Below are 24,893 nucleotides of genomic sequence, written 5' to 3'. Positions count from 1 at the left end.
AGAAGATGGGAACACCTGAGAGCCATGTTCACTGGGCAACATAAATCCTTTCTTTTGTTGCCTTCACGGCCTTTGTTCCCTACTTTGCTCCGGCGTTGGTCAGGAGTTGCACGCAGTCGGTATTGCCTTTCGCAGCAGCAAGGTGCAGCGGTGTGATGCCATCTGAAGTCCGGCAGATGTTGAGATCTGCCCCGGCGTTGATCAGGAGTTTTACGCAGTCGGTATTGCCTTTCGCAGCAGCAATGAGCACCGGGGTGCTGCCATCCTTAATTTGCGCATTGATATCCGCCTTGGCTTCGATCAGGATTTTCAGGCAGTCGATTTTATTTTGCTGAGCAGCGATTAGCAGCGCAGTGGCGCCATCCTCAGTCCGGGCTGAGAGATGCACTCCAGCGTCGATCAGGACTTTAACGCAGTCAGTATTGCCTTCCTGAGTTGCCATGAACAGTGGGGTAGTGCTATCCGACGCGGTGGCGTTGGGATCCGCCCCGGCGTTGATCAGGAGTTTCAAGCAGTCGGTCTTATTTTCTTGTGCAGCGATGAACAGAGCGGTGGCGCCATCCTTATTCCGGGTGTTGAGAGCCGCCCCGGCGTTGATCAGGAGTTCCACGCATTCGGTGTTGCCTCTTGCAGCAGCTTCGAACAGTGGGGTGGAGCCATCCGAAGTCCGGGAGTTGTCGAGATCCGCCCCGGCGTTGATCAGGAGTTTCAAGCATTCGGTATTGCCTAGCGCAGCAGCGGCGCAAAGAGGGGTGGCGACATACGAAGTCCGGACGTTGAGATCTGCCCCGGCGTCGATCAGGATTTTCACGCAATCGGTATTGCCATTGGCAGCGGCGGCGAACAGCGGGGTGACGCCATCGGGACTATGAGGGGGGTTGAGATCTGCCCCGGCGTTGACCAGGAGTTTCATGCAGTCAACATTGCCTTTCGCAGCAGCGGCAAGCAGCGGCGTGGCGCCATCCGAAGCCCGGGCATTGATATTCGCCATGGCTTCGATCAGGATTCTCAGGCAGTCTGTATTGCCCTGTATTGCTGCGCTGAACAGCGGCGTGTCGCCATCCTTATTTCGGGCGTTGATATTCGCCTTGGCTTTGATCAGGACTTTCATGCAGTCGGTATTGCCTGTTGCAGCAGCGGCGAAAAGCGGAGTGGCGGCATCCGTGATCCTGGCGGCGTTGAGATCTGCCCCGGCGTTGATCAGGAGTTTCACACAGTCTATCTCATTCCTTTGTGCAGCGATGAACAGCGGGGTGGCGCCATCCGATAAGGCGGCGTTAAGATCTGCCCCGGCTTCGATCAGGGCTTTCACGCAGTCGATATTGCCTCTCGTAACAGCAGCGATCAGCGGGGTGTCGTCAGTCTTAGTCCGGGTGTTGACAACTGCCCCGGCGTTGATCAGTATTTTCACGCAGTCGGTGTTATTTTCTTGTGCAGCGATGAACAGCCCAGTGGCGCCATCCTCATGCGGGGCGGCGTTGACATCTGCTCCGGCATTGATCAGGCGTTTGACGACGTCAGTGTGCCCCCCACCGGATGCCAACATCAAGGCAGTAAAGCCATTATTCATAACAGCATTAACATTGACTCCTTCTGCCAGTGACCTCTCCACCTGATCCAGATCCCCGTTTAAACAGGCAAGATAGAACGTCTGATCGGGGAAAAATGTATCCGGGTGAGATTCACTGGTGTTCTGATTCATCAGAGGCATCGGGTCTTGCCGACACATCGCGCAACGGCGTGAGCCGGTAGGCTGATTAAAAAAACACCTCGAAATACAGTCCAGATCGAAGCGGTGTCCACAACAGTGGGTTTTGACGACCACAGGCGCTTCATTGCGGCCATGGAAGGGAGTCAAACAAATTGGACAGTGATCGGCCTTCACTGTCCATGAGGAGAGGCTAGCGAACAATGCTACACATAAGTAGAACATCTGTGCTGGTCAATAAGCCGTGTGGGTTAGATACAAAAAAGCATGTTAGTTCATTTTTGTGGCTATCAAAGTTGGCTGTGGTCAAACAATCACCTGTTTCAAAAACTCAGAAGGTGGGAACACCTGAGAGCCCTGTTTACTGGACAGCATGAAGCTTTTCCTTTGTTTCCTTCACTGCCTCAGTTCCCAGCTTTGCCTCGGCGTTGATGAGGAGTTTCATGCTGTCGGTATTGCCCATCTTGATTGCTATGGCCAGCGGGGTGGCGCCATCCGAAGCACGGACGTTGAGATTGGCTTCGGCTTCGATCAGGAGTTTCACGCAGTAGGTATGGCCCATCTGTGCAGCGATGAAAAGCGTGGTGGTGCCATCCGACAAGGCAGCATTGAGATTCACCCCGGCATTGATCAGGCGTTCGACGACGTCCGTGTGCCCCCAGCCGGATGCCAACATTAAGGCAGTGAGACCATTAGTCATAACGGCATTGACATTGACTCCCTCTGCCAGAGACCTCTCGACCTGATCCAGATCCCCGTTTAAACAAGCAAGATAAAAAGTCTGATCCGGGAAAAATGTATCCGGGTGAGATTCACTGGTGTTCTGATTCACCACAGGCATCGGGTTTTGTCGGCACATCAAGCAACGGCGTGAGCCAATGGGCTGATCAACAAAACACCTCGAAATACAGTCCAGATCGAAGCGATGGCCGCAACATTGGGTTCTGACGACCACAGGTTCTACATTTCGGTCATGGAAGGGAGCCAAACAAATAGGACAGGGATCGGCCTTCAGTGTCCATGGGGTCAGGCTCCTAGCGTAATTGATTTTGCGATTGTTGCAATTTTATTTGACTGCAAAACCCGGAAGACAGGAACACCAGAAAGCCGTGTTTACTGGATAGCACAACGCCTTTCTTTTGTTCCCTTCCTTGCCTACTTTGTCATGGCGTTGAGCAGGATTTCCAGGCAATAGGTTTTGCCCTTCAGGGCTGCTGCGGACAGCGGGGTGCATCCATTCTTATTCCGGGTGTTGAGATCTGCTCCGGCGTTGATCAGGAGTTTCACGCAGTCGCTGTTACCTTTTGCAGCAGCAACGTACAGCGGGGTGGCGCCATCCGAAGTCCGGTAGATGTTGAGATCCGCCCCGGCGTTGATCAGAAGTTCCACGCAGCCGGTATTGCCTTTCGCAGCAGCAATGTACAGCGGGGTGGCGCCATCCGAGGTTCGGCAGATGTTGAGATCCGCCCCGGCGTTGATCAGCAGTTTCAGGCTGTCGGTGTTATTTTTCAGGGCAGCGATGAACAGTGGGGTGTTACCATTTTCAGGCCGGGTGTTGAGACTCGCCCCGGCATTGGTCAGGAGTTTTACACAGTCGGTGTTATTTTCTTGGGCAGCGAAGAATAGAGGGGTGGCGCCATTTTTGGTTCGGGCGTCGAGATTGGCCTTGGCTTTGATCAGGGCTTTCACGCAGTCGGTATTGCCTTTCGCAGCAGCGATGAACAGCGGGTTGCTGCCATCCGAAGACAGGGGGATGTTGAGATTCGCCCCGGCGTCGATCAGAAGTTGCACGCAGTCGTTATTGCCCTCCTGAGCTGCGATGTACAGCGCAGTGGCGCTATTCTTAGTCCGGGCGTTGAGATCTGCCCCGGCGTTGATCAGGAGTTTCACACAGTCGGTATTGCCTTTCGCAGCAGCGGCGAGCAGTGGGGTGGCACCATCCGTAATCCTGGCGGCGTTGAGATCCGCCCCGGCATTGATCAGGAGTTTCACGCATTCGGTGTTATTTTTCTGGGCAGCCATGAAGAGTGGGGTGGTGCCATCCTCAGTCCGGGCGTTGAGATCCGCCTCGGCGTTGATCAGGAGTTTCAAACAGTCGGTATTGCCCTTCAGGACTGCGATGAACAGCGGGGTGGTGCTATCCGAAGTTCTGGCGGCGTTGATATTCGCACCGGCGTTGATCAGGAGTTTCACGCAGTCGGTATTGCCCTCCTGGACAGCGATGAAAAGCAGGGTGGCACCGTTCCTGGTTCGGGCGTCGAGATCTGCCCCGGCGCTGATCAGGAGTTTCACGCAGTCGGTATTGCCCTTCGCAGCAGCAACGTATAGCGGGGTGGCGCCATCCGAAGTCCTGGCGGCGTTGACATCCGCCCCGGCGTTGGTCAGGAGTTTTACGCAGTCGGTATTACCGTATTCAGCAGCGATGAGCAGTGCGGTGGCACCATTCGAACGGGCAGTGTTGAGGTTCGCCCCAGCGTTTATCAGACTTTTGACGACATTCATGTGACCCCGGCAGGATGCCAGCATCAAGGCAGTGAAGCCACCAGTCATAACGGCATTAACATTGACCCCTTCTGCCAGAGACCTCTCCACCTGATCCAGATCCCCGTTTAAACAGGCGCGAAAAAATGTCTTGTCGGGGAAAAATGTATCTGGGTGAGATTCACTGGTGTTCTGATTCACCACAGGCATTGGGTCTTGCCGACACATGGCGCACCGTCGTGAGCCGATGGGCTGATCAACAAAACACCTCGAAATACAGCCCAGATCGAAGCGTTGACCACAACATTGAGTTTTGACAACCACTGGCGTTTCACTTCGGCCATGGAAGAGAGCCAGACAAATAGGACAGTGATCGGCCTTCAGTGTCCATGGGGAGAGGGTGGTTAACAATGCCACACATAAGTAGAACATCTGTATTGGTCAATAAGCAGTGTGGGTTAGATACAAAAAAGCATATTAGTCCATTTATATGGCTATCAAAGTTTGCTGTGGCTAAATAATCACGCATTGCAAAACTCGGAAGATGGGAACAACTGAAAGCCCTGTTTGCTGGATAGCACAACGCGTTTCTTTTGTTGCCTTCCTTGCCTCAGTTCCCTACTTTGCTCCAGCCTTGATCAGAGCCTCCACGCAGCCGTTATGGCCTTTCAAGGCAGCAATGAAAAGTAGGCCGCCATCCATAGTATTGGCGGCATTGGGATCTGCCCCACCACTGATCAGGATTTCCACGCAATCGGTATGGCCTTGCCAGACTGCGATGAGAAGCGGGGTGACGCCATCCGAAGCCCGGGGGGTGTTGAGATCCACCTCGGCGTTGATCAGGAGTTTCAAGCACTCGGTGTTATTTTCTTGTATAGCGAAGAACAGCGGTGTGGTGCCATCCGACCTGGCGGCGTTGAGATCCGCCCCGGCGTTGATCAGGCGTTTCACACAGTCGGTATTGCCCATCTCGATTGCGATGAACAGCGGTGTGGCGCCATCCTCAGTCCGGGCGTTGAGATCCGCTCCGGCATTGATCAGGAGTTTCAGACAGTCGGTATTGCCCTTCAGGGCTGCCATGAACAGCGGGTTGGCGCCATCCGAAGTCCTGGTGGCGTTGATATTCGCCCCGGCGTTGATCAGGAGTTTCACGCAGTCGGTATTGCCCTTCTGGACAGCGATGTAAAGCGGGGTAGCGCCAGTCTTAGTGCGGGCGTTGAGAGCTGCCCTGGCGTTGATCAGGAGTTTCAAACAGTCGGTATTGCCCTCCCGTGCAGCGACGAAAAGCGGGGTGGCGCCATTCTCATCCGGGACATCGAGATCCGCCCCGGCGTTGATCAGGAGTTGCACGCAGTCGGTAATGCCCTCCTCAGCTGCGATGTATAGCGGGGTGGCGCCAAACGAACACCGGGCGTTGAGAGGCGCTCCCGCTTTGATCAGGATTTCCACGCAGTCGGTATTGCTCACTTCGGTTGCGACGGACAATGCAGTCGCGCCATCACTATTTCTGGCGGCTTTGAGATCTGCCCCAAAGTTGAGCAGGAGTTTCAGGCATTCGGCATTGTCCTCAAGGGCTGCGATGAACAGCGGGGTGGCACCATCCGATAAAGCAGCGTTGGGATTCGCACCGGCATTGAGCAGGAGTTTCACGCAGTCAGTATTGCCTTTCTGAGCTGCTTGGAACAGCGGGGTGCGGCCATCCGGCAAGGCAGTGTTGGGATTCGCACCGGCGTTGAGCAGGAGTTTCACGCAGTCAGTATTGCCTTTCTGAACTGCTTGGAACAGCGGGGTGCGGCCATCCACAGACCGGGCGTTGAGATCCGCTTCGGCGTTAATCAGGAGTTTCACGCAGTCGGTATTACCTCTCATAGCAGCAACCAACAGTGGGGTTGCGCTATACTCATTACCGGCGTTGAGGTCTGCCCCGGCGTTGATCAGGAGTTTAACACACTCGGTATTGCCTCTCGTGGCAGCGGCGAACAGCGGGGTGACGTCGTCCGAATTTCGGGCATTGATATCCGACATGGCTTCGATCAGGAGTTTCAGGCAGTCGGTATTGCCATTCATGGCTGCGATGAACAGTGGGGTGGCACCCGCTACCACACCCCCGGTATTGAGATTCGCCCCGGCGTTGGCCAGGAGTTTCACGCAGTCGGTATTGCCCTTCGAGGCTGCGATGAAAAGCGGGGTTGCGCCATCCGAAGTTCTGGCGGCGTTGAGATTGGCTCCGGCGTTGATCAGGAGTTTCACGCAGTCTGCATGACCGAACTCAGCAGCGACGAACACTGCGTTGGCACCGTTCGGACGGGCAGTGTCGAGGTTCGCCCCAGCGTTTATCAGGTGTTTGACGACATCCACGTGACCCCTGCTGGATGCTAACATCAAGGCAGTGAAGCCACCAATCATAACGGTATTGACATTGACTCCTTCTGCCAGTGACCTCTCCACCTGATCCAAATCCCCATATATACAGGCACGATAAAACGTCTGATCGGGGAAAAATGCATCCGGGTAAGCCTCACTGGTGTTCTGATTCACCACAGGCATCGGGTTTTGCCGACACATCGCGCACCGGCGTGAGCCGATGGGCTGTTTAACAAAAGACCTCGAAATACAGTCCAGATCGAAGCGGTAACCACAACATTGGGTTTTGACGACAACAGGCGCTTCACTTCGGTCATGAAAGGGAGCCAAACAAATAGGACACTGATCGGCCTTCAGTGTCCATGGGGAGAGAGTGGCGAGTAATGCCAAATATATGTAGAACATTCTGTGCCAGTCGATGAATGGTGCGGCCTGAGTACAGGAAAGTAATGATAGTTCATTTGTGTGTCTCTCAACGTTTGTTGTGGCTAAATAATCACCTGTTTCAAAAACTCAGAAGATAGGAACACCTGAGAGCCATGTTCACTGACACGATGCTTTTTTTGTTTCCTTCACCGCCTCTGTTCCCCACTCTGCCCCGGCGTTGATAAGGAACTTCACACAGTCGCTATTGCCCATCTCGATTGCTATGGACAGTGGCGTGGCGCCGTCCGAAGTCCGACAGATGTTGAGATCAGCCCCGGCGTTGCTCAGGAGTTCCACGCAGTCGGTATTGCCTTTCGCAACAGCAACGTGCAGCGGGATGGTGCCAGTCTTAGTTCGAGCGTTGAGATCCGCCCCGGCATTGATCAGGAGTTTCACGCATTTGGTGTTATTTTCGTGTGTAGCGATGAACAGCGCAGTGGTGCCATCCGGCAAGGCGGTGTTGAGATCAGCCCCGGCGTTGATCAGGAGTTCCACGCATTCGATGTTATTTTCTTGGGCAGCGATGAACAGCGGGGTGGTGCCATCCTCAATATGCGCATTGATATCCGCCTTGGCTTCGATCAGGATTTTCAGGCTGTCGATGTTATTTTGCTGAGCAGCCATGAACAGCGGGTTGGCACGATCCGTAATCCTGGCAGTGTTGAGATCCGCCCCGGCGTTGATCAGGAGTTTCACGCAGTCGGAATTGCCCCTCAAGGCCGCGATAAACAGCGAGGTGGAGCCATCCTCGGTCCGTGCGTTGAAATCCGCCCCGGCGTTGATCAGTATTTTCAGGCAGTCGGTATAGCCCTTCAGGGCTGCGATGAACAGCGAGGTGGCGCCATTCTTCGTCCGGGCGCTGACATCTGCCCCGGCGTCGAGAAGGAGTTTCACGCAGTCAATGTTGCCCTTCTGGGCTGCAATGAATAGCGCTGTGGCGCCATCCGACAAGGCGGCGTTGAGATCCGCCCCGGCGTTGATCAGGAGTTCCAGGCAGTCTGTGTTATTTTCCTGGGCAGCGATGAACAGCGGTGTGGCGCCACCCGACATGGCGGCGTTGAGACTCGCCTTGGCTTCGATCAGGGCTTTCACGCAGTCGGTATTGCCTTTTGCCGCAGCTACTAACAGCGGGGTGGAGCCATCTATAGTCCGAGTGGCGTTGAGATCCGCCCCAGCTTCGATCAGGGCTGTCAAGCAGTCAATGTTATTTTCCTGGGCAGCGATGAACAGCGGGGTGGAGCCATCCGACAAGGCGGCGTTGAGATCCGCCCCGGCGTTGATCAGGAGTTTCACGCAGACTATGTTATTTTCCTGGGCAGCGATGAACAGCGGTGTGGCGCCACCCGACATGGCGGCGTTGAGATCTGCCTCAGCTTCGATCAGGATTTTTACGCAGTCGTTGTTATTTTGCTGTGCAGCGATGAGCAGCGGGGTGGCGTTATTCCAAGTCCGGGAGGCGTTGACGTTCGCCCCGGCTGCTATCAGTCGTTGAACGACGGCATTGTTCCCGTTATTGGATGCCAACATCAAAGCAGTGTAATCATAAGCCATAACCGCATTGACATTGACTCCTACTGCCAGTGACCTCTCCACCTGATCCAAATCCCCGTTTAAACAGGCATGATAAAACGTCAGATCGGGGAAAAATGTATCCGGGTGAGATTCACTGGTGTTCTCATTCACCACAGGCATCGGGTCTTGCCGACACATCGCGCAGCGGCGTGAGCCGGTGGGCTGATCAACAAAATACCTCGAAATACAGTCCAGATCGAAGCGGTGACCACAACATTGGGTTTTGACGACCACAGGCGCTACATGACGGTCATGGAAGTGAACTAAACAAATAGGACAGGGATCGGCTTCCAGCGTCCATGGGGAGAGGGTAGCGAGTAATGCCAAAGATAAGAAGAACATCTGTGTTGGTCAATAAGTAGTGTGGGTTGGATACAAAAAAGGAATGCTAGCTCATTTATATGGCTATCAAAGTTTGCTGTGGTCAAACAATCACCTGTTTCAAAAACGCAGAAGATGGGAACACCTGAGAGCCATGGTTACTGGATAGAATGAGGCCTTTCTTCTGTTCTCTTCCCTGCCTCAGTCCCCTTCTTTGCCCCAGCCTCGATCAGGGCTTTCATGCAGTCGGTATTGCCCATCCTGGTTGCGATGGACAGTGGGGTTTTGCCATTTGGAAAGGCAGTGTTGAGATCTGCCCCGGCGTTGATCAGGAGTTTCACGCAGTTGGTATTGCCCTTATAGGCTGCGGCGTGGAGGGGGGTGGCGGCACTCTTAATCCGGCTGTTGAGATCCGCACCGGTATTGATCAGTAGTTTCAAGCAGTCGATATTGCCCTCCCGGGCAGCAACGAACAGAGGCGTGGAGCCATCCGACAAGGCGGCGTCGGTTTTCGCCCCGGCGTTGATCAGTAGTTTCACGCAGTCGGTATTGCCCTTATAGGCTGCGGCGTGGAGGGGGGTGGCGCCACTCTTAATCCGGCTGTTGATATCCGCACCGGTATTGATCAGTAGTTTCAAGCAGTCGATATTGCCCTCCCGGGCAGCAACGAACAGAGGCGTGGAGCCATCCGACAAGGCGGCGTCGGTTTCCGCCCCGGCGTTGATCAGGAGTTTCACGCAGTCGGTATTGCCCTCCTGAGTTGCGATGTATAGCGGGGTGGCGCCATTTTTATTTGGGGCATTGATATTCGCCTTGGCTTCGATCAGGGCTTTCAAGCAGTCGGCATTTCCTCTCGCAGCAGCGGCGAATAGCGGAGTGGCACCATCAGCAGTCCGAGCGGCGTTGACGTCCGCCCCAGCATCGATCAGGAGTTTCAGGCATTCTGTATTGCCTCTCTCAGCAGCGGCGTACAGAGGGGTGATGCCATCCGAAGTTCGGGGATTGATATCCGTCTCGGCGTTGATCAGTATTTTCACGCCGTCGGTGTTATTTTTCAGGGCAGCGATGAACAGCGGGCTAGCGCCATTCCTGGTTCGGGCGTTGGGCTCTGCCCCAGCGTTGGTCAGGAGTTGTATGCAGCCGGTATTGCCTTTCGCAGCAGCAGCGAACAGCGGGGTTGCGCCATCCGAAGTTCGGTTGGCGTTGAGATCCGCCCCGGAGCTAATCAGTATTTTCACGCAGTCGGTGTTATTTTCTTGGGCAGCGATGAATAGCGCGGTAATGCCATCCGACGAGGCGGCGTTGAGATTTGCCCCGGCCTTGACCAGGAGTTTCACGCAGTCGGTATTGCCTCTCAAAGTAGCAACGTGCAGCGGGGTGGCGCCAGTATTAGTGTGAGTGTTGACCTCCGCCCCGGCGTTGATCAGGCGTTTCACGCAGTCGGTATTGCCCTCCTGTGATGCGATGAACAGCGAGGTGACGCCATCCTCAGTCCGAGCGTTGACGTCCGCCCCGGCTTTGATAAGGCGTTCGACGACCTCGTGGTCCCCAATGGATGCCAACATCAAGGGAGTGAAATCATCAGTCATAATGGCATTGACATTGACTCCTTCTGCAAGAGACCTCTCCACCTGATCCAGATCCCCGTTTAAACAGGCAAGATAAAAGGTCTGATCGGGGAAAAATCTATCCGGGTAAGATTCACTGGTGTTCAGGTTCACCATAGGCATCGGGTCTTGCCGACACATCGCGCATTGGCGTGAGCCGATGGGCTGATCAAGAAAACACCTCGAAATACAGTCCAGATCGAAGCGTTGACCACAGCATTGGGTTTTGACAACCACAGGCGCTTCACTTCGGCCATGAAAGTGAGCCAGACAAACAGGACAGTGATCGGCCTTCAGTGTCCATGGGAAGAGGGTAGCGAGCAATGCCAGACATAAGTAGAACATCTGTGTTGGTCAAAGCAGTGTGGGTGAGATACAGAAAAGCATATTAGTTCATTTATGTGGCTATCAAAGTTTTCTGCGAATAAATAGTCACTCCTTTGTATGACTCTGAGTCTGGGAACACCTGAACGCTGTTTTTACTGGATAGCAAAATGCCTTTCTTTTGTTCCCTTCCTTTCCCTGGCCTCGATAAGGGCTTTCACGCAGTCGCTATGGCTGCGATAGACAGTGGGGTGGTGCCATCCAAAGTCCTGGCGACGCTGAGATCTGCCTCGGCTTCGATCAGTGCTTTCAGGCATTCGGTATTGCCTTTCTCAGCAGCGACGAACAGCGGGGTGGCGCCACCCGAAGTCGTGGCGGCGTTGAGATCTGCCCCGACGTGGATCAGGATTTCCACGCAATCGGTGCAGCCCCTCCAGGCTGCGATAAATAGCGGGGTGGCGCCATCCGTAGTCCTGGCGGCACATCGCACACCGTCGCGAGCCGATGGGCTGACCAACAAAAGACTTTGAAATACAGTCCAGATCGAAGCGGTGTCCACAACATTGGGTTGTGACGACCACAGACGCTTCACTTCGGGCATGGAAGGGAGCCAAACAAATAGGACATATATCGGCCTCCAGTGCCGACGGGGAGAAGGCAGCGAGCAATGCCATACATAAGTAGAACATCGTATTATCAATGAGTTGTCCGGGTCAGTCACAAAGGAGGTATGATAGTTCATTGGTATGGCTATCAAAGTTTGCTCTGGCTAAATAACCACGCATTGCAAAACTCGGAAGGTGGGAACACCTGAAAGCCCTATTTTGCTCCAGCCTTGATCAAGGCTTCCACGCAGTCGATATTGCCCAGCTCGGTTGCGATGGACAGTGGAGTTTCGCCAGTCAGCATGGCAGCGTTGAGATCCGCCCCGGCGTTGATCAGGAGTTTCAAACAGTCGATGTTATTTTCCTGGGCAGCGATGGACAGCGGGGTGGTGCCATCCGGCAAGGCAGCGTTGAGATCCGCTCCGGCGTGGATCAGGCGTTTCACGCAATCGGTATTACCATAGTTAACAGCGAAGAGCAGTGCAGTGGGACGAGTCGAACCGGCAGCGTCGAGGTTCGCCCCAGCGTTGATCAGGCGTTCGACGACGTCTATGTGCCCCAGGCCGGATGCCAACATCAGGGCAGTGTAATCATCAATCATAACCGCATTGACATTGACTCCTTCTGCCAGAGACCTCTCCACCTGATCCAGATCCCCGAATAAACAGGCACGAAAAAATGTTCGATCGGGGAAAAATGTATCCGGGTGAGATTCACTGGTGTTCTGATTCACCAAAGGCATCGGGTCTTGCCGACACATCGCGCACCGACGTGAGCCGATGGGCTGATCAGTAAAATATCTCGAAATACAGTCCAGATCGAAGCGTTGGCAACAACATTGGGTTGTGACGACCACGGGCGGTACACTTCGACCATGGAAGGGAGCCAGACAAATAGGACATTGATCGGCCTCTGGTGTCGATGGGAAGAAGGCAGCAAGCAATGCCATACATAAATAGAACATCTGGATTGGTCAAAAGTGTTAAGGGTTAGATACAAAAAAAGTATATTAGTCCATTGGTATGGCTACCAAAGTTTGCTACGGCTAAACAATCACGAATTTCAAAAATCCAGAAGATGGGAACACCTTAAAGTCGTGGTTACTGGATAACACAACTCGATGCTTTCATTCCTTTCCCTTGCCTGGCCTCGATAAGGACTTTTTCGCAGTCGTAGTTGCGTCAAATATCCTGAGCCAGTTGCCGTTCTGCCGGATCGTCGCTTGCGCTCAAAAACAGTCAAATAAAATTGCAACAATCGCAAAATCAATTACGCCAGACACAAGATAAATCGTCAAAAGGTGAATTTATCTTGTGGGGTTCAACTACAAAGCTAGCCAAGATTGAAGGCGTAACCAGCCAAACTATGAGGCGCAAGATCGAAAGCGGTCACTACGAAAAAGTGAAGCAAACAAGTGGTGGTCACTTCCGCATATTCATTAACCAGCAGAGGAAGATATGCTATACGAGAGTGAGTTCTGGAAAGCAAAAATCCAGCATCGACACGCAAAAGCGTATCTTACTCAAAGAGCACCCTGATGCAGAATTTATCAGCGACATTGCCAGTGCTTTCAACTTTAAGCGAAAAGGACTGCAAACCATTCTGGAATCAGCGGTGTGCGGAAATCCAACCCATATTGTGGTTGCCACAAAAGATCGCCTTGCCCGATCAGGGTTTGAACTTATCAAGTGGCTTGTTGAATTATCGGGAGGACACATCGAGGTTTTGGATGACCCGGATAACGCCTGTGAGCCATTCGACACCCAAGAGCTTATCGGTTTCATTACCTCATTCTGCAATAGCCACTACGGGAAGCGATCTGCTAAAAGACGCAAAGGACGCAAAGGACGCAAAGAGAGTAGCATCAAAAAAGACCAGGTTTTACCCAGAGAATAAGCAAGCCTATCACGATGCCCTGATGCTCTATCGGAGGTCGTACAACCTTGCTGTTGAGCGTTTCCGCAATGATGACTATAAAGATGCCAGCGGAAAATTCATCAACATGCGACCTGCCATTAAAGCTCAAGTGAAGCAAGAGCAAAAAGGGAGCTAAAGAGGGCTTTGCAGAAATCAGTTTCAAAAGCCGCAAAGGTAGCAGGCACTCATTCTCTATTGACCGTTTGCCAAAGGGATTAAATCCCTGCGTAGAGGCTCTTGGCAAGATTCACCTGACAGAAGATGTGCCAACAGAAGCGATTGGCAAGTCTTGTGTCATAACCTACGACAAAGGTCGCTGGTTCATTCAGGTTCAACAACATATTGAGCTAAATCCCGAAATCCAAGGGAAGGTTAGATGCGTTGGAGTTGACCCCGGAGTTCGCACCTTTGCCACTTGCTACAGCGAAAAAGAGGCGTTGATAGCGGGTGATAACGTTGCAAAAACAAAGCTGTTCCCACTGATGAAACAAGTGGACTGCTTGATCAGTCAAAAGCAAAAAATCCTGAACACGCGGAAGGGCGTTGAGTTCCACGATATGCCCCAGTGGGCAAGAGATCGGATTATTCATTTCAACAGGGAAATTGACCGGCTGAAATGCAAAAAGGATGACATTGTTCTTGATCTGCATAACCGGCTGGCGTTCGAGTTGGTGTCGAACTACGACGTTGTATTTTTGCCAACCTTTGAGACAAGAGGTATGGTCACACGCAAAGATAAGAAGGTTCGCACCATTCGCCGTAACACCTGCCGCCAGATGCTTGACCTCAATCACTACCAATTCAACAGGCGTTTGACGACATCCATATGACCCTTGCTGGACGCTAACATCAAGGCAGTGAAGCCACTAATCATAACGGCATTGACATTGACTCCTTCTGCCAGTGACCTCTCCACCTGATCTAGATCCCCGTTTATACAGGCACGATAAAATGTCTGATCGGGGAAAAATGTATCCGGGTGAGATTCACTGGTGTTCTGATTCACCACAGGCATCGGGTCTTGACAACCACAGGCGCTAAACTTCGGCCATGGAAGGGGGCCAAACAAATAGGACATACATCGGCCTCCAGTGTCGACGGGAAGAAGGCAGCGAGCAATTCCATACATAAGTAGAACATCTGGATTGGTGAATAATTGGTAAGGGTTAGATACAAAAAAGCATTAAAATCATTCCATCGCTTCCATGATGAATGGTGGTGCTTCCCTGCTCCAAACTATCTGTAAAATATCGTTGAAAGGATATTGCAGCAGAAACCGTCATCAACACTGCAACCAGAGAAATGGTATGTAGAGAAACGCAAGGTCATTTTTATAATGGCGTTCCATGAAGTGTCTTCGCCTGAGGATGGCCACAATGATTGACTGCAAATGCTGATAAAAGCATAGCGACTACAAGAAAACCGGCAACTCCTCCGAGGAATGCGTACAAGGCGGTGTAATCGTTATCAGGACGCACTGGAAAGAATACATTGTTCCAGTTTTCGTTCGCATATTCATTTTTAGTGTGAATTTTAGTCAGCTGATGAATCCCGGCCCCATCAATTCTGTACTCGAGTAAATAGCCATTGCCATCACTGAGTGAAAAATAACCAGGCTCCAGTTCAAGATTTAATATGGCAAGAGTCATGCCCTCTTTATTTTTGATAACAATTTGAGTGCCGACATTTTCGGGAATGGCTTCCGAAGCGTCTGGCATGAATCGTCTCGTTGAGGACAGTATGGATGAGGATGGTGCCGAAGAAGACATTGTTGCTGAAGGGCTGATTGTTGTATACGCCATACCATTATTATCAGACATTGCAACTGACGCTATTGCATCCTCTGATTTCCAAGCCACTTCGATTGAATATTCAAGCTCTTTTTCCAAACTCAGAATGGGTTTGAAGGACTTAAACTCGCGCCCTTTTGGCATTAAACCCTGTAGTCCAGTTGTATTACGGGAAGTCAAATTAGTATTTATAAGAGTGTCGTTTGCAGACAGATCTGAATGAGGTGGTAGAGCCGTGCTATTGGTAGCAGTACCATTGATTGCAGAAGCTGATGTGTCAGACTTGTATAAAACGTCTTTCAACAAGATGGGTGCTGGCGTTGAACTGAAAACAGTATTATCAATAACACTGTCTTCATTGTCCTCATAGTAACCAAGATATAACTTTGAGGAGTCTTCTGGATTTTCGATTAAAATGAGATGAAACAAAGTTTTCAGTGATGCATGCCCCCTGAGTGTGTAGTAAAGAAAATCAGACTCTTTAGTCTGAAAGCGGACTTTTGATTCGATTTTGTTTATTGGCTGACTCCCTCGAGCGGACTTCCCCAGCGGGTTTATGGAGACAGATATTTTTTTAGAGGTGGACAGGGAGTAGCCTTTCATGAATTTTGCAATTTTAACTCTGGCTCTTGATACTGATGATTTTATGTAGCTTGTCACTTTGTGACCGCTTTTTTTTGAACCGCCACCCTTGTGACTGCCACCCTTGTAACTGCCACCCTTGTAACTGCCTCCTTTTGAACCGCTACTTCTTCCACCTCCTGAGGAACCTCCGCCTCTGCGGGCCTCTCTTCTGTCTCTTTGAGAAACTACACCGCCCTTTTCAGGAGCGGCATACTCCTGAGGATCGTATTGCAAAAAGCCATCTGCACTGATCTCATTATTCACAGCCCAAAGGGAAGAACAAAATGGAAGTATCAAGGCCAGAAAAAGGCTTGAAAGTATTTTCATGATTCTATGGACCGCCTGTAGGATAAATACCAAAAGAAAAGGGTAATCCCCGTACCTAACCGATTGCTTGAGAGACCGCCGGAGAAGAGGGAAGCTTAGACATCACATTTTTACCTGTCCAATCAAAACACTTGTAGATTTCCATGGAGTTTATTGAATGGTGCTAATGTTCAATTTTTAAAAATATGATCGTTCGCACAGGTATGGTCGATAAAGCTTGATAGTTCATCTACATCGCTTACAAAGTTCGCTGTGGCTAAATAATCACGCATTGCAAAACTCGGAAGATGGGAACACTTGAAAGCCCTGTTTGTTGGATAGCACAACGCGTTTCTTTTGTTGCCTTCCTTGCCTCAGTTCCCTATTTTGCTCCAGCCTTGATCAGGGCTTCCACGCAGTCGATATTGCCCTGCTCGGTTACGATGGACAGCGGAGTGTCGCCAGTCGGCAAGGCAGCGTTGAGATCCGCCCCGACGTTGATCAGGAGTTTCGCGCAGTCGGTATTGCCCTTCAGGATTGCGATCAACAGCGGAGTCGCGCCCTTCTCATACCGGGCGTTGAGATCCGCCCCGGCGTCGACCAGGATTTTCAGGCAGTCGATGTTATTTTGTTGGGCAGCGATATACAGCGGGGTGGCGCCATTCAGCAGGGCAGCGTTGAGATCCGCCCCGGCGTTGATCAGGAGTTTCAAACAGTCGGTATTGCCTTTTAGAGCTGCGGTATAGAGCGGGGTGGCGCCATTCCTTTTTCGGGCTTCGAGATTCGCCCTGGCTTTGATCAGGGCTTTCAAGCTGTCAGTATTGCCATTCACGGCAGCGACGAAAAGAGGGGTGGCACCATCCGTAATCCTGGCGGCGTTGAGATCCGCCCCGGCTTCGATCAGGATTATCACGCAGTCGGTATTGCCCTCCTGAGCTGCGATGTATAGCGAGGTGGCGCTATTCCTGATCCGGGCATCGGGATTCGCCCCGGCGTTGATCAGGAGTTTTATGCAGTCGGTATTGCCTTTCATAGCAGCAATTTGCAGTGGGGTGGCGCCATCCGAAGTCCTGGCGGTGTTGGGGTCCGCCCCGGCGCTGATCAGGAGTTTCACGCAGTCGATGTTATTTTCCTGGGCAGCTACGAACAGTGCGGTGGCACCAGTCGAACAGGCGGCGTCGAGGTTCGCCCCAGCGCTGATCAGGCGTTCGACGATGGCCTTGTTCCCGTTATTGGATGCCAACATCAAGGCAGTGAAATCATAAGTCATAACCGCATTGACATTGACTCCTTCTGCCAGAGACCTCTCCACCTGATCCAGATCCCCGTCTAAACAGGCACGAAAAAATGTCTTATCGGGGAAAAATGTATCCGGGTGAGATTCACTGGTGTTCTGATTCATCACAGGCATCGGGTCTTGCCGACACATCGCGCAACGTCGCGAGCCGATGGGCTGATTAAAAAAACACCTCGAAATACAGTCGAGATCGAAGCGGTGTCCACAACATTGGGTTTTGACAACCACAGGCGCTTCACTTCGGCCATGGAAGGGAGCCAGGCAAATAGGACAGTGATCGGCCTTCACTGTCCATGGGGAGAGGGTAGCGAGCAATGCCACATATAAGTAGAACATCTGTGTTGGTCAATAAGCAGTACGGGTTAGATACGAAAAAGCATGTTAGTTCATTTACTGAATATCAAAGTTTCCTGTGGCCAAATAATCACCTGTTTTAAGAACTCAGAAGATGGGAGCACTTGAGAGCCGTATTGACTGAACAATATAATGCCTTTCTTTCATTTCTTTTACTGCCTCTGATCCCTACTCTGCCCCGGCGTTGATCAGGAGTTCCACACAGTCGGTATTGCCCATCGCGGTTGCGATGAAGAGCGGGGTGGCGCCAGTCTTAGTCCGGGCGTTGAGATCCGCCCCGGCGTTAATCAGGAGTTTCACGCAGTCGGTATTACCCTCCCCGGCGGCGATGTAAAGCGGGGTGGCGCCATTCTTGGTTCGGGTGTCGAGATTCGCTTTGGCCTTGATCAGGGCTTTCATGCAGTAGGTATTGCCTATTGCAGCGGCGATGAACAGTGGGGTGCTGCCATCCGAAGTCAGGGGGGTGTTGAGATTCGCCCCGGCGTCGATCAGGAGTTGCACGCAGTCGGTATATCCCTCCTGAGCTGCGATGTATAGTGGGGTGGCGCTATCCTCAGTCCGGGCATCGAGATCCGCCCCTGCCTTGATCAGGATTTCCATGCAGTCGCTATTGCCCTTCCAGGCAGCGATGAAAAGCGGTGTGGCGCCATCCAGAGTCGGGAGGGTGTTGACATCTGCCCCGGCATTGATCAGGCGTTTCACGCAGTCGGTATTGCCTCTCGCAGCAGCGGCGAACAGTGGGGTGGCAGCATCCGTAATCCTGGCGGCGTTGAGATCCGCCCCGGCTCCGATCAGGGTTATCAGGCTGTCGGTATTGCCTTTTTGGGCTGCGATGAACAGAGGGGTGGAGCCATTCTCGACCCGGGCGTTGATGTTTGCCCCGGCGTTGATCAGGAGTTTCACGCAGTCGGTGTTATTTTCTTGGGCAGCGATGAAGAGCGGGGTGTCGCCATCCGGACTCAGGGCGGCGTTAACGTCCGCCCCGGCGTTGATCAGGCGTTTCACGCAGTCGGTATTGCCTTTTGCAGCAGCGGCGAACAGTGGGGTGGCAGCATCCGTAATCCTGGCGGTGTTGAGATCCGCCCCGGCTTCGATCAGGATTTCCACGCAGTCGCTATTGCCTTTCCAGGCTGCGATGAAAAGCGGGGTGGCGCCATCCGAAGTCCGGACGCTGTTGACATCCGCCTTGGCGTTGATCAGGAGTTGCAAGCAGTCGGTGTTATTTCTCTGGGCAGCGATGAAGAGCGGGGTGTCGCCATCCGACGAGACAGCGTTGACATCCGCCCCGGCTTTGATCAGGAGTTTCAAACAGTCGATGTTATTTTCCTGGGCAGCGATGGCTAGCGAGGTGGCGCCACCCTCAGAGCGGGCGTTGAGATCTGCCCCGGCGTTAATCAGGAGCTTCACACAGTCGATGTTATTTTCCCGGGTAGCGATGAACAATGGGGTGTTAGCAGTCGAACAGGCGGCACCGTCGAGGTTCGCTCCGGCGTTGATCAGGCGTTCGACGACGGCCTTGTTCCCGTTTTTGGCTGCCAACATCAAGGCAGTGAAATCATGAGTCATAACCGCATTGACATTGACTCCTTCTGCCAGAGACCTTTCCACCTGATCCAAATCCCCGCTTAAACAGGCACAAAAAAATGTCAGATCGGGAAAAAATGTATCCGGGTGAGATGCACTGGTGTTCTGATTCACCAGAGGCATCGGGTTTTGTCGGCACATCGCACACCGGCGTGAGCCGATGGGCTGTTCGACAAAAGACTTTGAAATACAGTCCAGATCGAAGCGTTGACCACAACATTGGGTTTTGACGACCACAGGCGATTCACTTCGGCTATGGAAGGGAGCCAGACAAATAGGACATTGATCGGCCTTTAGTGTCCATGAGAAGAGGGTAGCGAGCAATGCCACACATAAGTAGAACATCTGTGTTGGTCAATAAGCCGTGTGGGTTAGATACAAAAAAGCATGTTAGTTCATTTATATGACTATCAAAGTTTGCTCTGGCTAAATAATCACGCATTGCAAAACTCAGAAGATGGGAACGGCTGAAAGCCGGGTTTACCGGATAGCACTACTGGATAGCACTACTGGATAGCACTACTGGATAGCACAACGCCTTTCTTTCGTTGCCTTCCTTGCCTCAGTTTCCTACTTTGCTCCAGCCTTGATCAGGGCTTCCACGCAGTCGATATTGCCCTTCTCGGTTGCGATGGACAGCGGAGTGTCGCCAGCCTCAGTGCGGACGTTGATATCCACCCCGGCGTTGATCAGGAGTTTTACGCAGTCGGTATTGCCAATCAGGGCTGCGATGAACAGCGCAGTGGCGCCATTCTCATTCCGGGCGTTGAGATTCGCCTCGGCTTCGATCAGGATTTTCAGGCAGTCGATGTTATTTTGTTGGGCAGCGATAAACAGCGGGGTGGCAACATTCATGGGAGCGTTGAGATCCGCGCCGGCTTTGATCAGGAGTTTCACGCAGTCGGTATGGCCTTTCCAGACTGCGATGAGAAGCGGGGTGGCACCATCCGTAATCCTGGCGGCGTTGAGATCCGCCCCGGCGTCGATCAGGCGTTTCACGCAGTCGGTATTGCCCTCCTGTGCAGCGATGAAAAGCGGGGTGCTGCCATTCTCACTCCGGGCATTGAGATCTGCCCCGGCGTTGATCAGGAGTTTCACGCAGTCGCTATTGCCCTCCCGTGCAGCGATGAACAGCGGGGTGCTGCCATCCGAAGTCAGGGAGGGGTTGAGATTCGCCCCGGCGTTGATCAGGAGTTTCACGCAGTCGGTATTGCCCTCCTGAGCTGCGATGTATAGCGGGGTGGCGCCATCCTCATTCCGGGCGTCGAGTTCCGCCCCGGCCTTGATCAGGATTTCCACGCAGTCGGTATTGCCTATCCCGGCAGCGATGAAAAGCGGGGTGGCGCCATCCGAAGTCCGGACGCTGTTGACATCCGCCTTGGCGTTGATCAGGAGTTGCAAGCAGTCGGTGTTATTTCTCTGGGCAGCGATGAAGAGCGGGGTGTCGCCATCCGACGAGACAGCGTTGACATCCGCCCCGGCTTTGATCAGGAGTTTCAAACAGTCGATGTTATTTTCCTGGGCAGCGATGGCTAGCGGGGTGGCGCCACCCTCAGAGCGGGCGTTGAGATCTGCCCCGGCGTTAATCAGGAGCTTCACACAGTCGATGTTATTTTCCCGGGTAGCGATGAACAATGGGGTATTAGCAGTCGAACGGGCGGCACCGTCGAGGTTCGCCCCGGCGTTGATCAGGCGTTCTAAGAGGGCCTTGTTCCCGTTTTTGGCTGCCAGCATCAAGGCAGTAAAATCATGAATCATAACCGCATTGACATTGACTCCTTCTGCCAGAGACCTTTCCACCTGATCCAGATCCCCGCTAAAACAGGCACGAAAAAATGTCAGATCGGGAAAAAATGTATCCGGATGAGATTCACTGGTGTTTTGATTCACCATAGGCATCGGGTTTTGCCGACACATCGCGCACTGGCGTGAGCCAATGGGCTGACCGGAAAAACATTTCGAAACACAGTCCAGATCGAAGCGATGGCCACAACATTGGGCTTTGACAATCACAGGCGCTAAACTCCGGCCCTGGAAGGGAACCAGACAAACAGGACAGTGATCAGCCTTCAGTGACCATGGGGAGAGGGTAGCGAGCAATGTCACGTATAAGTAGAACATCTGTGTTGCCCGATAAGCAGCTCGGGTTAGATACAAAAAAGCATGATAGTTCATTTATGTGGCTATCAAAGTTTTCTGCGAATAAATAGTCACTCCTTTGTATGACTCTGAGTCTGGGAACACCTGAACGCTGTTTTTACTGGATAGCAAAATGCCTTTCTTTTGTTCCCTTCCTTTCCCTGGCCTCGATCAGGGCTTTCACGCAGTCGGTATAACCCAACCTGGTTGCGATAGACAGTGGGGTGGCGCCATCCAAAGTCCTGGCGACGCTGAGATCTGCCTCGGCTTCGATCAGTGCTTTCAGGCATTCGGTATTGCCTTTCTCAGCAGCGACGAAGAGCGGGGTAGCGCCACCCGAAGTCGTGGCGGCGTTGAGATCTGCCCCGACGTGGATCAGGATTTCCACGCAATCGGTGCAGCCCCTCCAGGCTGCGATAAATAGCGGGGTGGCGCCATCTATAGTCCTGGCGGCGTTGAGATCCGCCCCGGCTTGGATCAGGATTTCCACGCAATCGGTATAACCTCTCCAGATTGCGGCGACAAGCGGGGTGGTGCCATCCGAAGTTCTGGCGGCGTTGAGATCCGCCCCGGCGTTGCTCAGGAGTTGCACGCATTCGGTGTTATTTTTCTGGGCAGCGATAAACAGCGGGGTGGCACCATTCACCAGGGCAGCGTTGAGAGCCGCCCCGGCGTTGATCAGGAGTTTCACGCAGTCGGGGTTATTTTCCCGGGCAGCGAGGAACAGCGCGGTAGCACCGGTCGAATGGGCGGCATTGAGGTTCGCCCCGGCGTTGATAAGGCGTTCGACGACGTCCGTGTGCCCCCCGTAGGATGCCAACATCAAGGCCGTGAAATCATCAGCCATGACGGCATTGACATTGACGCCTTCTGTCAGTGACCTCTCCACCTGATCCAAATCCCCGTCATAACAGGCATCATAAAACGTATGATCGGGGAAAAATGTATCCGTGAGAGATTCACCGGTGTTTTGATTCAGCAAAGGCATCGGGTTTTGCCGGCACATCGCGCAATGGCGTGAGCTGATGGGCTGATTAAAAAAACACCTCGTTATACAGTCCAGATCGAAGAGTTGGCCGCAACATTGGGTTTTGACGACCTCAGTCGCTGCATCACTGCTACGGAAGTAATCCAGACAAATAGGACATTGATCGGCCTTCAGTGTCCAGGAGAGGGTAGTGAGCAATGCCATCCATAAGTAAAACATCTGTGCTGGCCAATAAGTAGTTCGGGTTAGGCACAAAGAAGCTATGGTAGTTCATTTGTATGGCTATCCAATGTTCCCTACTTTGCCCCGGCCTTGATCAGGAGTCCTACGCAGTCGGTATTGCCATTCAGGGCTGCTGCGGACAGCGGGGTGGCGCCATCTGAAGTCCGGAGGGTGTTGACATCTGCCCCCGCGTCGATCAGCAGTTTCATGGTGTCGGCGTTACCATACTCAGCAGCGATGAACAGTGCGGTGGAACCATTCAAACGGGCCACTTCGAGGTTCGCGCCGGTGTTGATCAGGATTTCCACGCAATCGGTATGGCCCTTCAGAGCTGCAAAGATCAACACGGTGGTGCCATCCGTAGTCCGGGTGTTGAGATTCGCCCCGGCATTGATCAAGAGTTTCATAGAGTCGGCGTTATTTTCCTGGGCTGCGACAAACAGTGGTGGCACACCATTCGGAGTGGCGGCGTTGAGATTTGCCTTGGCTTCAATCAGGAGTTTCAGGCTGTCGATGTTATTGTGTCGGACCGCCACGAGCAAAGCATTGGAGCCAATCTTGTTCTGGGCGTCGAGATCTGCCCCGGCATTGATCAGTATTTTCACACAGTCGGTGTTATTTTTTTGTACAGCCATGTGCAGTGGGGTGTAGCCATTCTGGGCCCGGGCGTTGAGATTCGCCTCGGCTTCGATCAGTGCTTTTACGCAGTCGGTATTGCCTTTTCCGGCAGCGATGAACAGCGGGGTGGCGCCATACTCAGACCGTGCGTTGACATCCGCCCCGGCGCTGATCAGGAGTTTCACGCAGTCGATGTTATTTTCCTGAGCAGCGATGGACAGTGCGGTGGCACCAGTCGAACAGGCGGCGTCGAGGTTCGCCCCGGCGTTGATCAGGCGTTCGACGACGTCCTTGTTCCCGTCACTGGATGCCAACATTAAGGCAGTGAAGCCACCAATCACAACGGCATTGACATTGACTCCTTCTGCCAGTGACCTCTCCAACTGATCCAAATCTCCGTCATAACAGGCATTGTCAAATATCCTGAGCCAGTTGCCGTTCTGCCGGATCGTCGCTTGCGCTCAAACAGTAAAGCCCGAAGCGCATTAACTTTATTGTTCATGTCCTCTCTCTGAATCTTGTGATCATAGAATTCTTTCTGCATCCCCATCATTTCCTTGCGATACTGACGGTTCTCTTTGGCATCAATGGCCGAATTGACCAGCCCAAAACCACGGGCAAAGCCCCCGACAAAGGCATCTGTGCTTTGGTAATTCGTTTTGATTCCCTTCTGTTATTTGCCTACAGTGGTAGGGCAATGGAGGTATTTATGGAAAACTTGTACGACACTGATTACCACCTATGGCTGAGCCAACAGCGGGATCTGCTTGCCAAACGACAGTTTGACCAGCTTGACATTGAGAATTTGTTGGGAGAGCTAGAGTTGGGCCTTAATGATCATATTCGTGAGTTAAGAAATCTTCTTACCAATCTGATTCTTCATTTACTTAAATGTGAGTACCAGACGACGGTACTGAAGGATGGTTGCAATATGTATTTCATTCATAGTTGGTTGACCAGCATTGACAATTCAAGATCAGAAATCGAATCCCTGATCGAAGAGAATTCTTGTGTACGATCCAAAGTGGATGAAACACTGGTTGAGGCTTACCCCAAAGCCAAACAAAGGGCGATCAGGGGAATGAACAGCTACGCCAGAAGCGAAGCACAACGTCTGAACAGTAGCAGTTTTCCCGATGGGTGCCCCTGGTCGTTTGACCAGATAATGACAGAAGACTGGTATCCGCTAAATGGCGTCAATATCCAAATCCACGACTGAAGACTGGCTACCGGAGGCTGACAATGACTGATTTTACAAAACCGATTACACCCAATGGCTGACCCAACAGCATGAACTGCTGACCAAACGACAGTTTGACCAGCTTGACATTGACAATCTGTTGGAGGCTATGGAGCACGAAATGGGTAGTATTACAGGCACCATAAAATGTCCAATCGGGGAAAAATGTATCCGGGAGAGATTCACTGGTGTTCTGATTCACCACAGGCATCGGGTTTTGTCGACACATCGCGCACCGGGCGTGAGCCGATGGGCTGATCAGTAAAATATCTCGAAATACAGTCCAGATCGAAGCGTTGGCAACAACATTGGGCTGTGACGACCATGGGCGGTACACTTCGACCATCGAAGGGAGCCAGACAAACAGGACGTTGATCGGCCTTCACTCTCCATTGGGAGAAGGCAG

General features: G+C 52.5%; 19 protein-coding genes and 1 pseudogene. 3 read left to right on the top strand and 17 right to left on the bottom strand.

Annotated features, from left to right (window positions below; translation table 11 throughout):
* Nucleotides 1-79: 79 nt before the first annotated feature.
* The 9 genes and pseudogenes from ACO6VG_RS03550 to ACO6VG_RS03510 form a co-directional block, all read right to left on the bottom strand.
* Nucleotides 80-1,933 (bottom strand): ankyrin repeat domain-containing protein, encoded by a 1,854-nt coding sequence (locus tag ACO6VG_RS03550; RefSeq protein WP_422135609.1) that lies wholly within the window; start codon nucleotides 1,931-1,933, stop codon nucleotides 80-82.
* Nucleotides 1,934-2,069: 136 nt separating this feature from the next.
* Nucleotides 2,070-2,663 carry an ankyrin repeat domain-containing protein gene (locus ACO6VG_RS03545; RefSeq protein ID WP_422472758.1) on the bottom strand — a complete coding sequence of 198 codons (594 nt, stop codon included), beginning with the start codon at nucleotides 2,661-2,663 and terminating at the stop codon, nucleotides 2,070-2,072.
* A 200-nt stretch (nucleotides 2,664-2,863) separates the two neighbouring features.
* The gene (locus ACO6VG_RS03540) at nucleotides 2,864-4,621 is read right to left on the bottom strand and encodes an ankyrin repeat domain-containing protein (protein WP_422472756.1); all 1,758 of its coding nucleotides are present in this window, start codon (nucleotides 4,619-4,621) and stop codon (nucleotides 2,864-2,866) included.
* A gap of 186 nt (nucleotides 4,622-4,807) precedes the next feature.
* Nucleotides 4,808-6,958, bottom strand: a complete 2,151-nt coding sequence (locus ACO6VG_RS03535) for an ankyrin repeat domain-containing protein (protein ID WP_422472754.1) — start codon at nucleotides 6,956-6,958, stop codon at nucleotides 4,808-4,810.
* Nucleotides 6,959-7,096: 138 nt separating this feature from the next.
* Nucleotides 7,097-8,893, bottom strand: a complete 1,797-nt coding sequence (locus ACO6VG_RS03530; RefSeq protein WP_422135605.1) for an ankyrin repeat domain-containing protein — start codon at nucleotides 8,891-8,893, stop codon at nucleotides 7,097-7,099.
* A 137-nt stretch (nucleotides 8,894-9,030) separates the two neighbouring features.
* Nucleotides 9,031-10,824, bottom strand: coding sequence for an ankyrin repeat domain-containing protein (locus ACO6VG_RS03525; protein WP_422472752.1), 1,794 nt, complete (start codon nucleotides 10,822-10,824; stop codon nucleotides 9,031-9,033).
* 196 nt (nucleotides 10,825-11,020) lie between these two features.
* Nucleotides 11,021-11,404 carry an ankyrin repeat domain-containing protein gene (locus ACO6VG_RS03520; RefSeq protein WP_422139097.1) on the bottom strand — a complete coding sequence of 128 codons (384 nt, stop codon included), beginning with the start codon at nucleotides 11,402-11,404 and terminating at the stop codon, nucleotides 11,021-11,023.
* Nucleotides 11,346-11,477 (bottom strand): annotated as a pseudogene (locus tag ACO6VG_RS03515) (hypothetical protein); the annotation flags it as partial. The gene ACO6VG_RS03520 and the pseudogene ACO6VG_RS03515, both read right to left, overlap by 59 nt.
* 145 nt (nucleotides 11,478-11,622) lie before the next feature.
* The gene (locus ACO6VG_RS03510; RefSeq protein WP_422135602.1) at nucleotides 11,623-12,372 is read right to left on the bottom strand and encodes an ankyrin repeat domain-containing protein; all 750 of its coding nucleotides are present in this window, start codon (nucleotides 12,370-12,372) and stop codon (nucleotides 11,623-11,625) included.
* A 284-nt stretch (nucleotides 12,373-12,656) separates the two neighbouring features.
* Here ACO6VG_RS03510 and ACO6VG_RS03505 point away from each other — a divergent pair, with 284 nt between their 5' ends.
* Entirely contained in the window at nucleotides 12,657-13,304 is a 648-nt protein-coding gene (locus ACO6VG_RS03505) for an IS607 family transposase (protein ID WP_422472750.1), read from the top strand.
* Nucleotides 13,305-13,528: 224 nt separating this feature from the next.
* Nucleotides 13,529-14,155, top strand: coding sequence for a hypothetical protein (locus tag ACO6VG_RS03500; RefSeq protein ID WP_422472748.1), 627 nt, complete (start codon nucleotides 13,529-13,531; stop codon nucleotides 14,153-14,155).
* Here ACO6VG_RS03500 and ACO6VG_RS03495 read toward each other — a convergent pair.
* The 7 genes from ACO6VG_RS03495 to ACO6VG_RS03465 all read right to left on the bottom strand — a co-directional run bounded on the left by ACO6VG_RS03495 (nucleotide 14,119) and on the right by ACO6VG_RS03465 (nucleotide 23,669).
* A complete protein-coding gene (locus tag ACO6VG_RS03495; RefSeq protein WP_422413550.1) occupies nucleotides 14,119-14,403 on the bottom strand; it encodes an ankyrin repeat domain-containing protein in 285 nt (94 codons plus the stop codon). The genes ACO6VG_RS03500 and ACO6VG_RS03495 overlap by 37 nt on opposite strands.
* A gap of 253 nt (nucleotides 14,404-14,656) precedes the next feature.
* Nucleotides 14,657-15,718 (bottom strand): hypothetical protein, encoded by a 1,062-nt coding sequence (locus ACO6VG_RS03490; protein WP_422451673.1) that lies wholly within the window; start codon nucleotides 15,716-15,718, stop codon nucleotides 14,657-14,659.
* A 709-nt stretch (nucleotides 15,719-16,427) separates the two neighbouring features.
* The gene (locus ACO6VG_RS03485; protein WP_422472746.1) at nucleotides 16,428-17,678 is read right to left on the bottom strand and encodes an ankyrin repeat domain-containing protein; all 1,251 of its coding nucleotides are present in this window, start codon (nucleotides 17,676-17,678) and stop codon (nucleotides 16,428-16,430) included.
* 186 nt (nucleotides 17,679-17,864) lie between these two features.
* Nucleotides 17,865-19,625, bottom strand: coding sequence for an ankyrin repeat domain-containing protein (locus tag ACO6VG_RS03480; protein WP_422135599.1), 1,761 nt, complete (start codon nucleotides 19,623-19,625; stop codon nucleotides 17,865-17,867).
* A gap of 225 nt (nucleotides 19,626-19,850) precedes the next feature.
* Complete coding sequence (locus tag ACO6VG_RS03475) at nucleotides 19,851-21,401, bottom strand: ankyrin repeat domain-containing protein (RefSeq protein ID WP_422413545.1); 1,551 nt, start codon at nucleotides 21,399-21,401, stop codon at nucleotides 19,851-19,853.
* 136 nt (nucleotides 21,402-21,537) lie between these two features.
* Complete coding sequence (locus ACO6VG_RS03470; RefSeq protein ID WP_422135597.1) at nucleotides 21,538-22,626, bottom strand: ankyrin repeat domain-containing protein; 1,089 nt, start codon at nucleotides 22,624-22,626, stop codon at nucleotides 21,538-21,540.
* Between the two features lie 77 nt (nucleotides 22,627-22,703).
* Nucleotides 22,704-23,669, bottom strand: a complete 966-nt coding sequence (locus tag ACO6VG_RS03465; RefSeq protein WP_422476253.1) for an ankyrin repeat domain-containing protein — start codon at nucleotides 23,667-23,669, stop codon at nucleotides 22,704-22,706.
* Between the two features lie 98 nt (nucleotides 23,670-23,767).
* Between ACO6VG_RS03465 and ACO6VG_RS03460 the strand changes: the two genes are divergently transcribed.
* Nucleotides 23,768-24,466 carry a DUF29 domain-containing protein gene (locus ACO6VG_RS03460; RefSeq protein WP_422472744.1) on the top strand — a complete coding sequence of 233 codons (699 nt, stop codon included), beginning with the start codon at nucleotides 23,768-23,770 and terminating at the stop codon, nucleotides 24,464-24,466.
* Between the two features lie 7 nt (nucleotides 24,467-24,473).
* On the opposite strand, the gene ACO6VG_RS03455 is transcribed toward ACO6VG_RS03460, so the two are convergent.
* Entirely contained in the window at nucleotides 24,474-24,833 is a 360-nt protein-coding gene (locus ACO6VG_RS03455; RefSeq protein WP_422472742.1) for a hypothetical protein, read from the bottom strand.
* Nucleotides 24,834-24,893: the final 60 nt, after the last annotated feature.

The organism is Endozoicomonas sp. ALB032, assembly GCF_049310125.1.
Classification (GTDB): domain Bacteria; phylum Pseudomonadota; class Gammaproteobacteria; order Pseudomonadales; family Endozoicomonadaceae; genus Endozoicomonas_A.
Note: the sequence above shows the minus strand (reverse complement) of the source record. Positions and strands in the feature narration are given on the sequence as shown.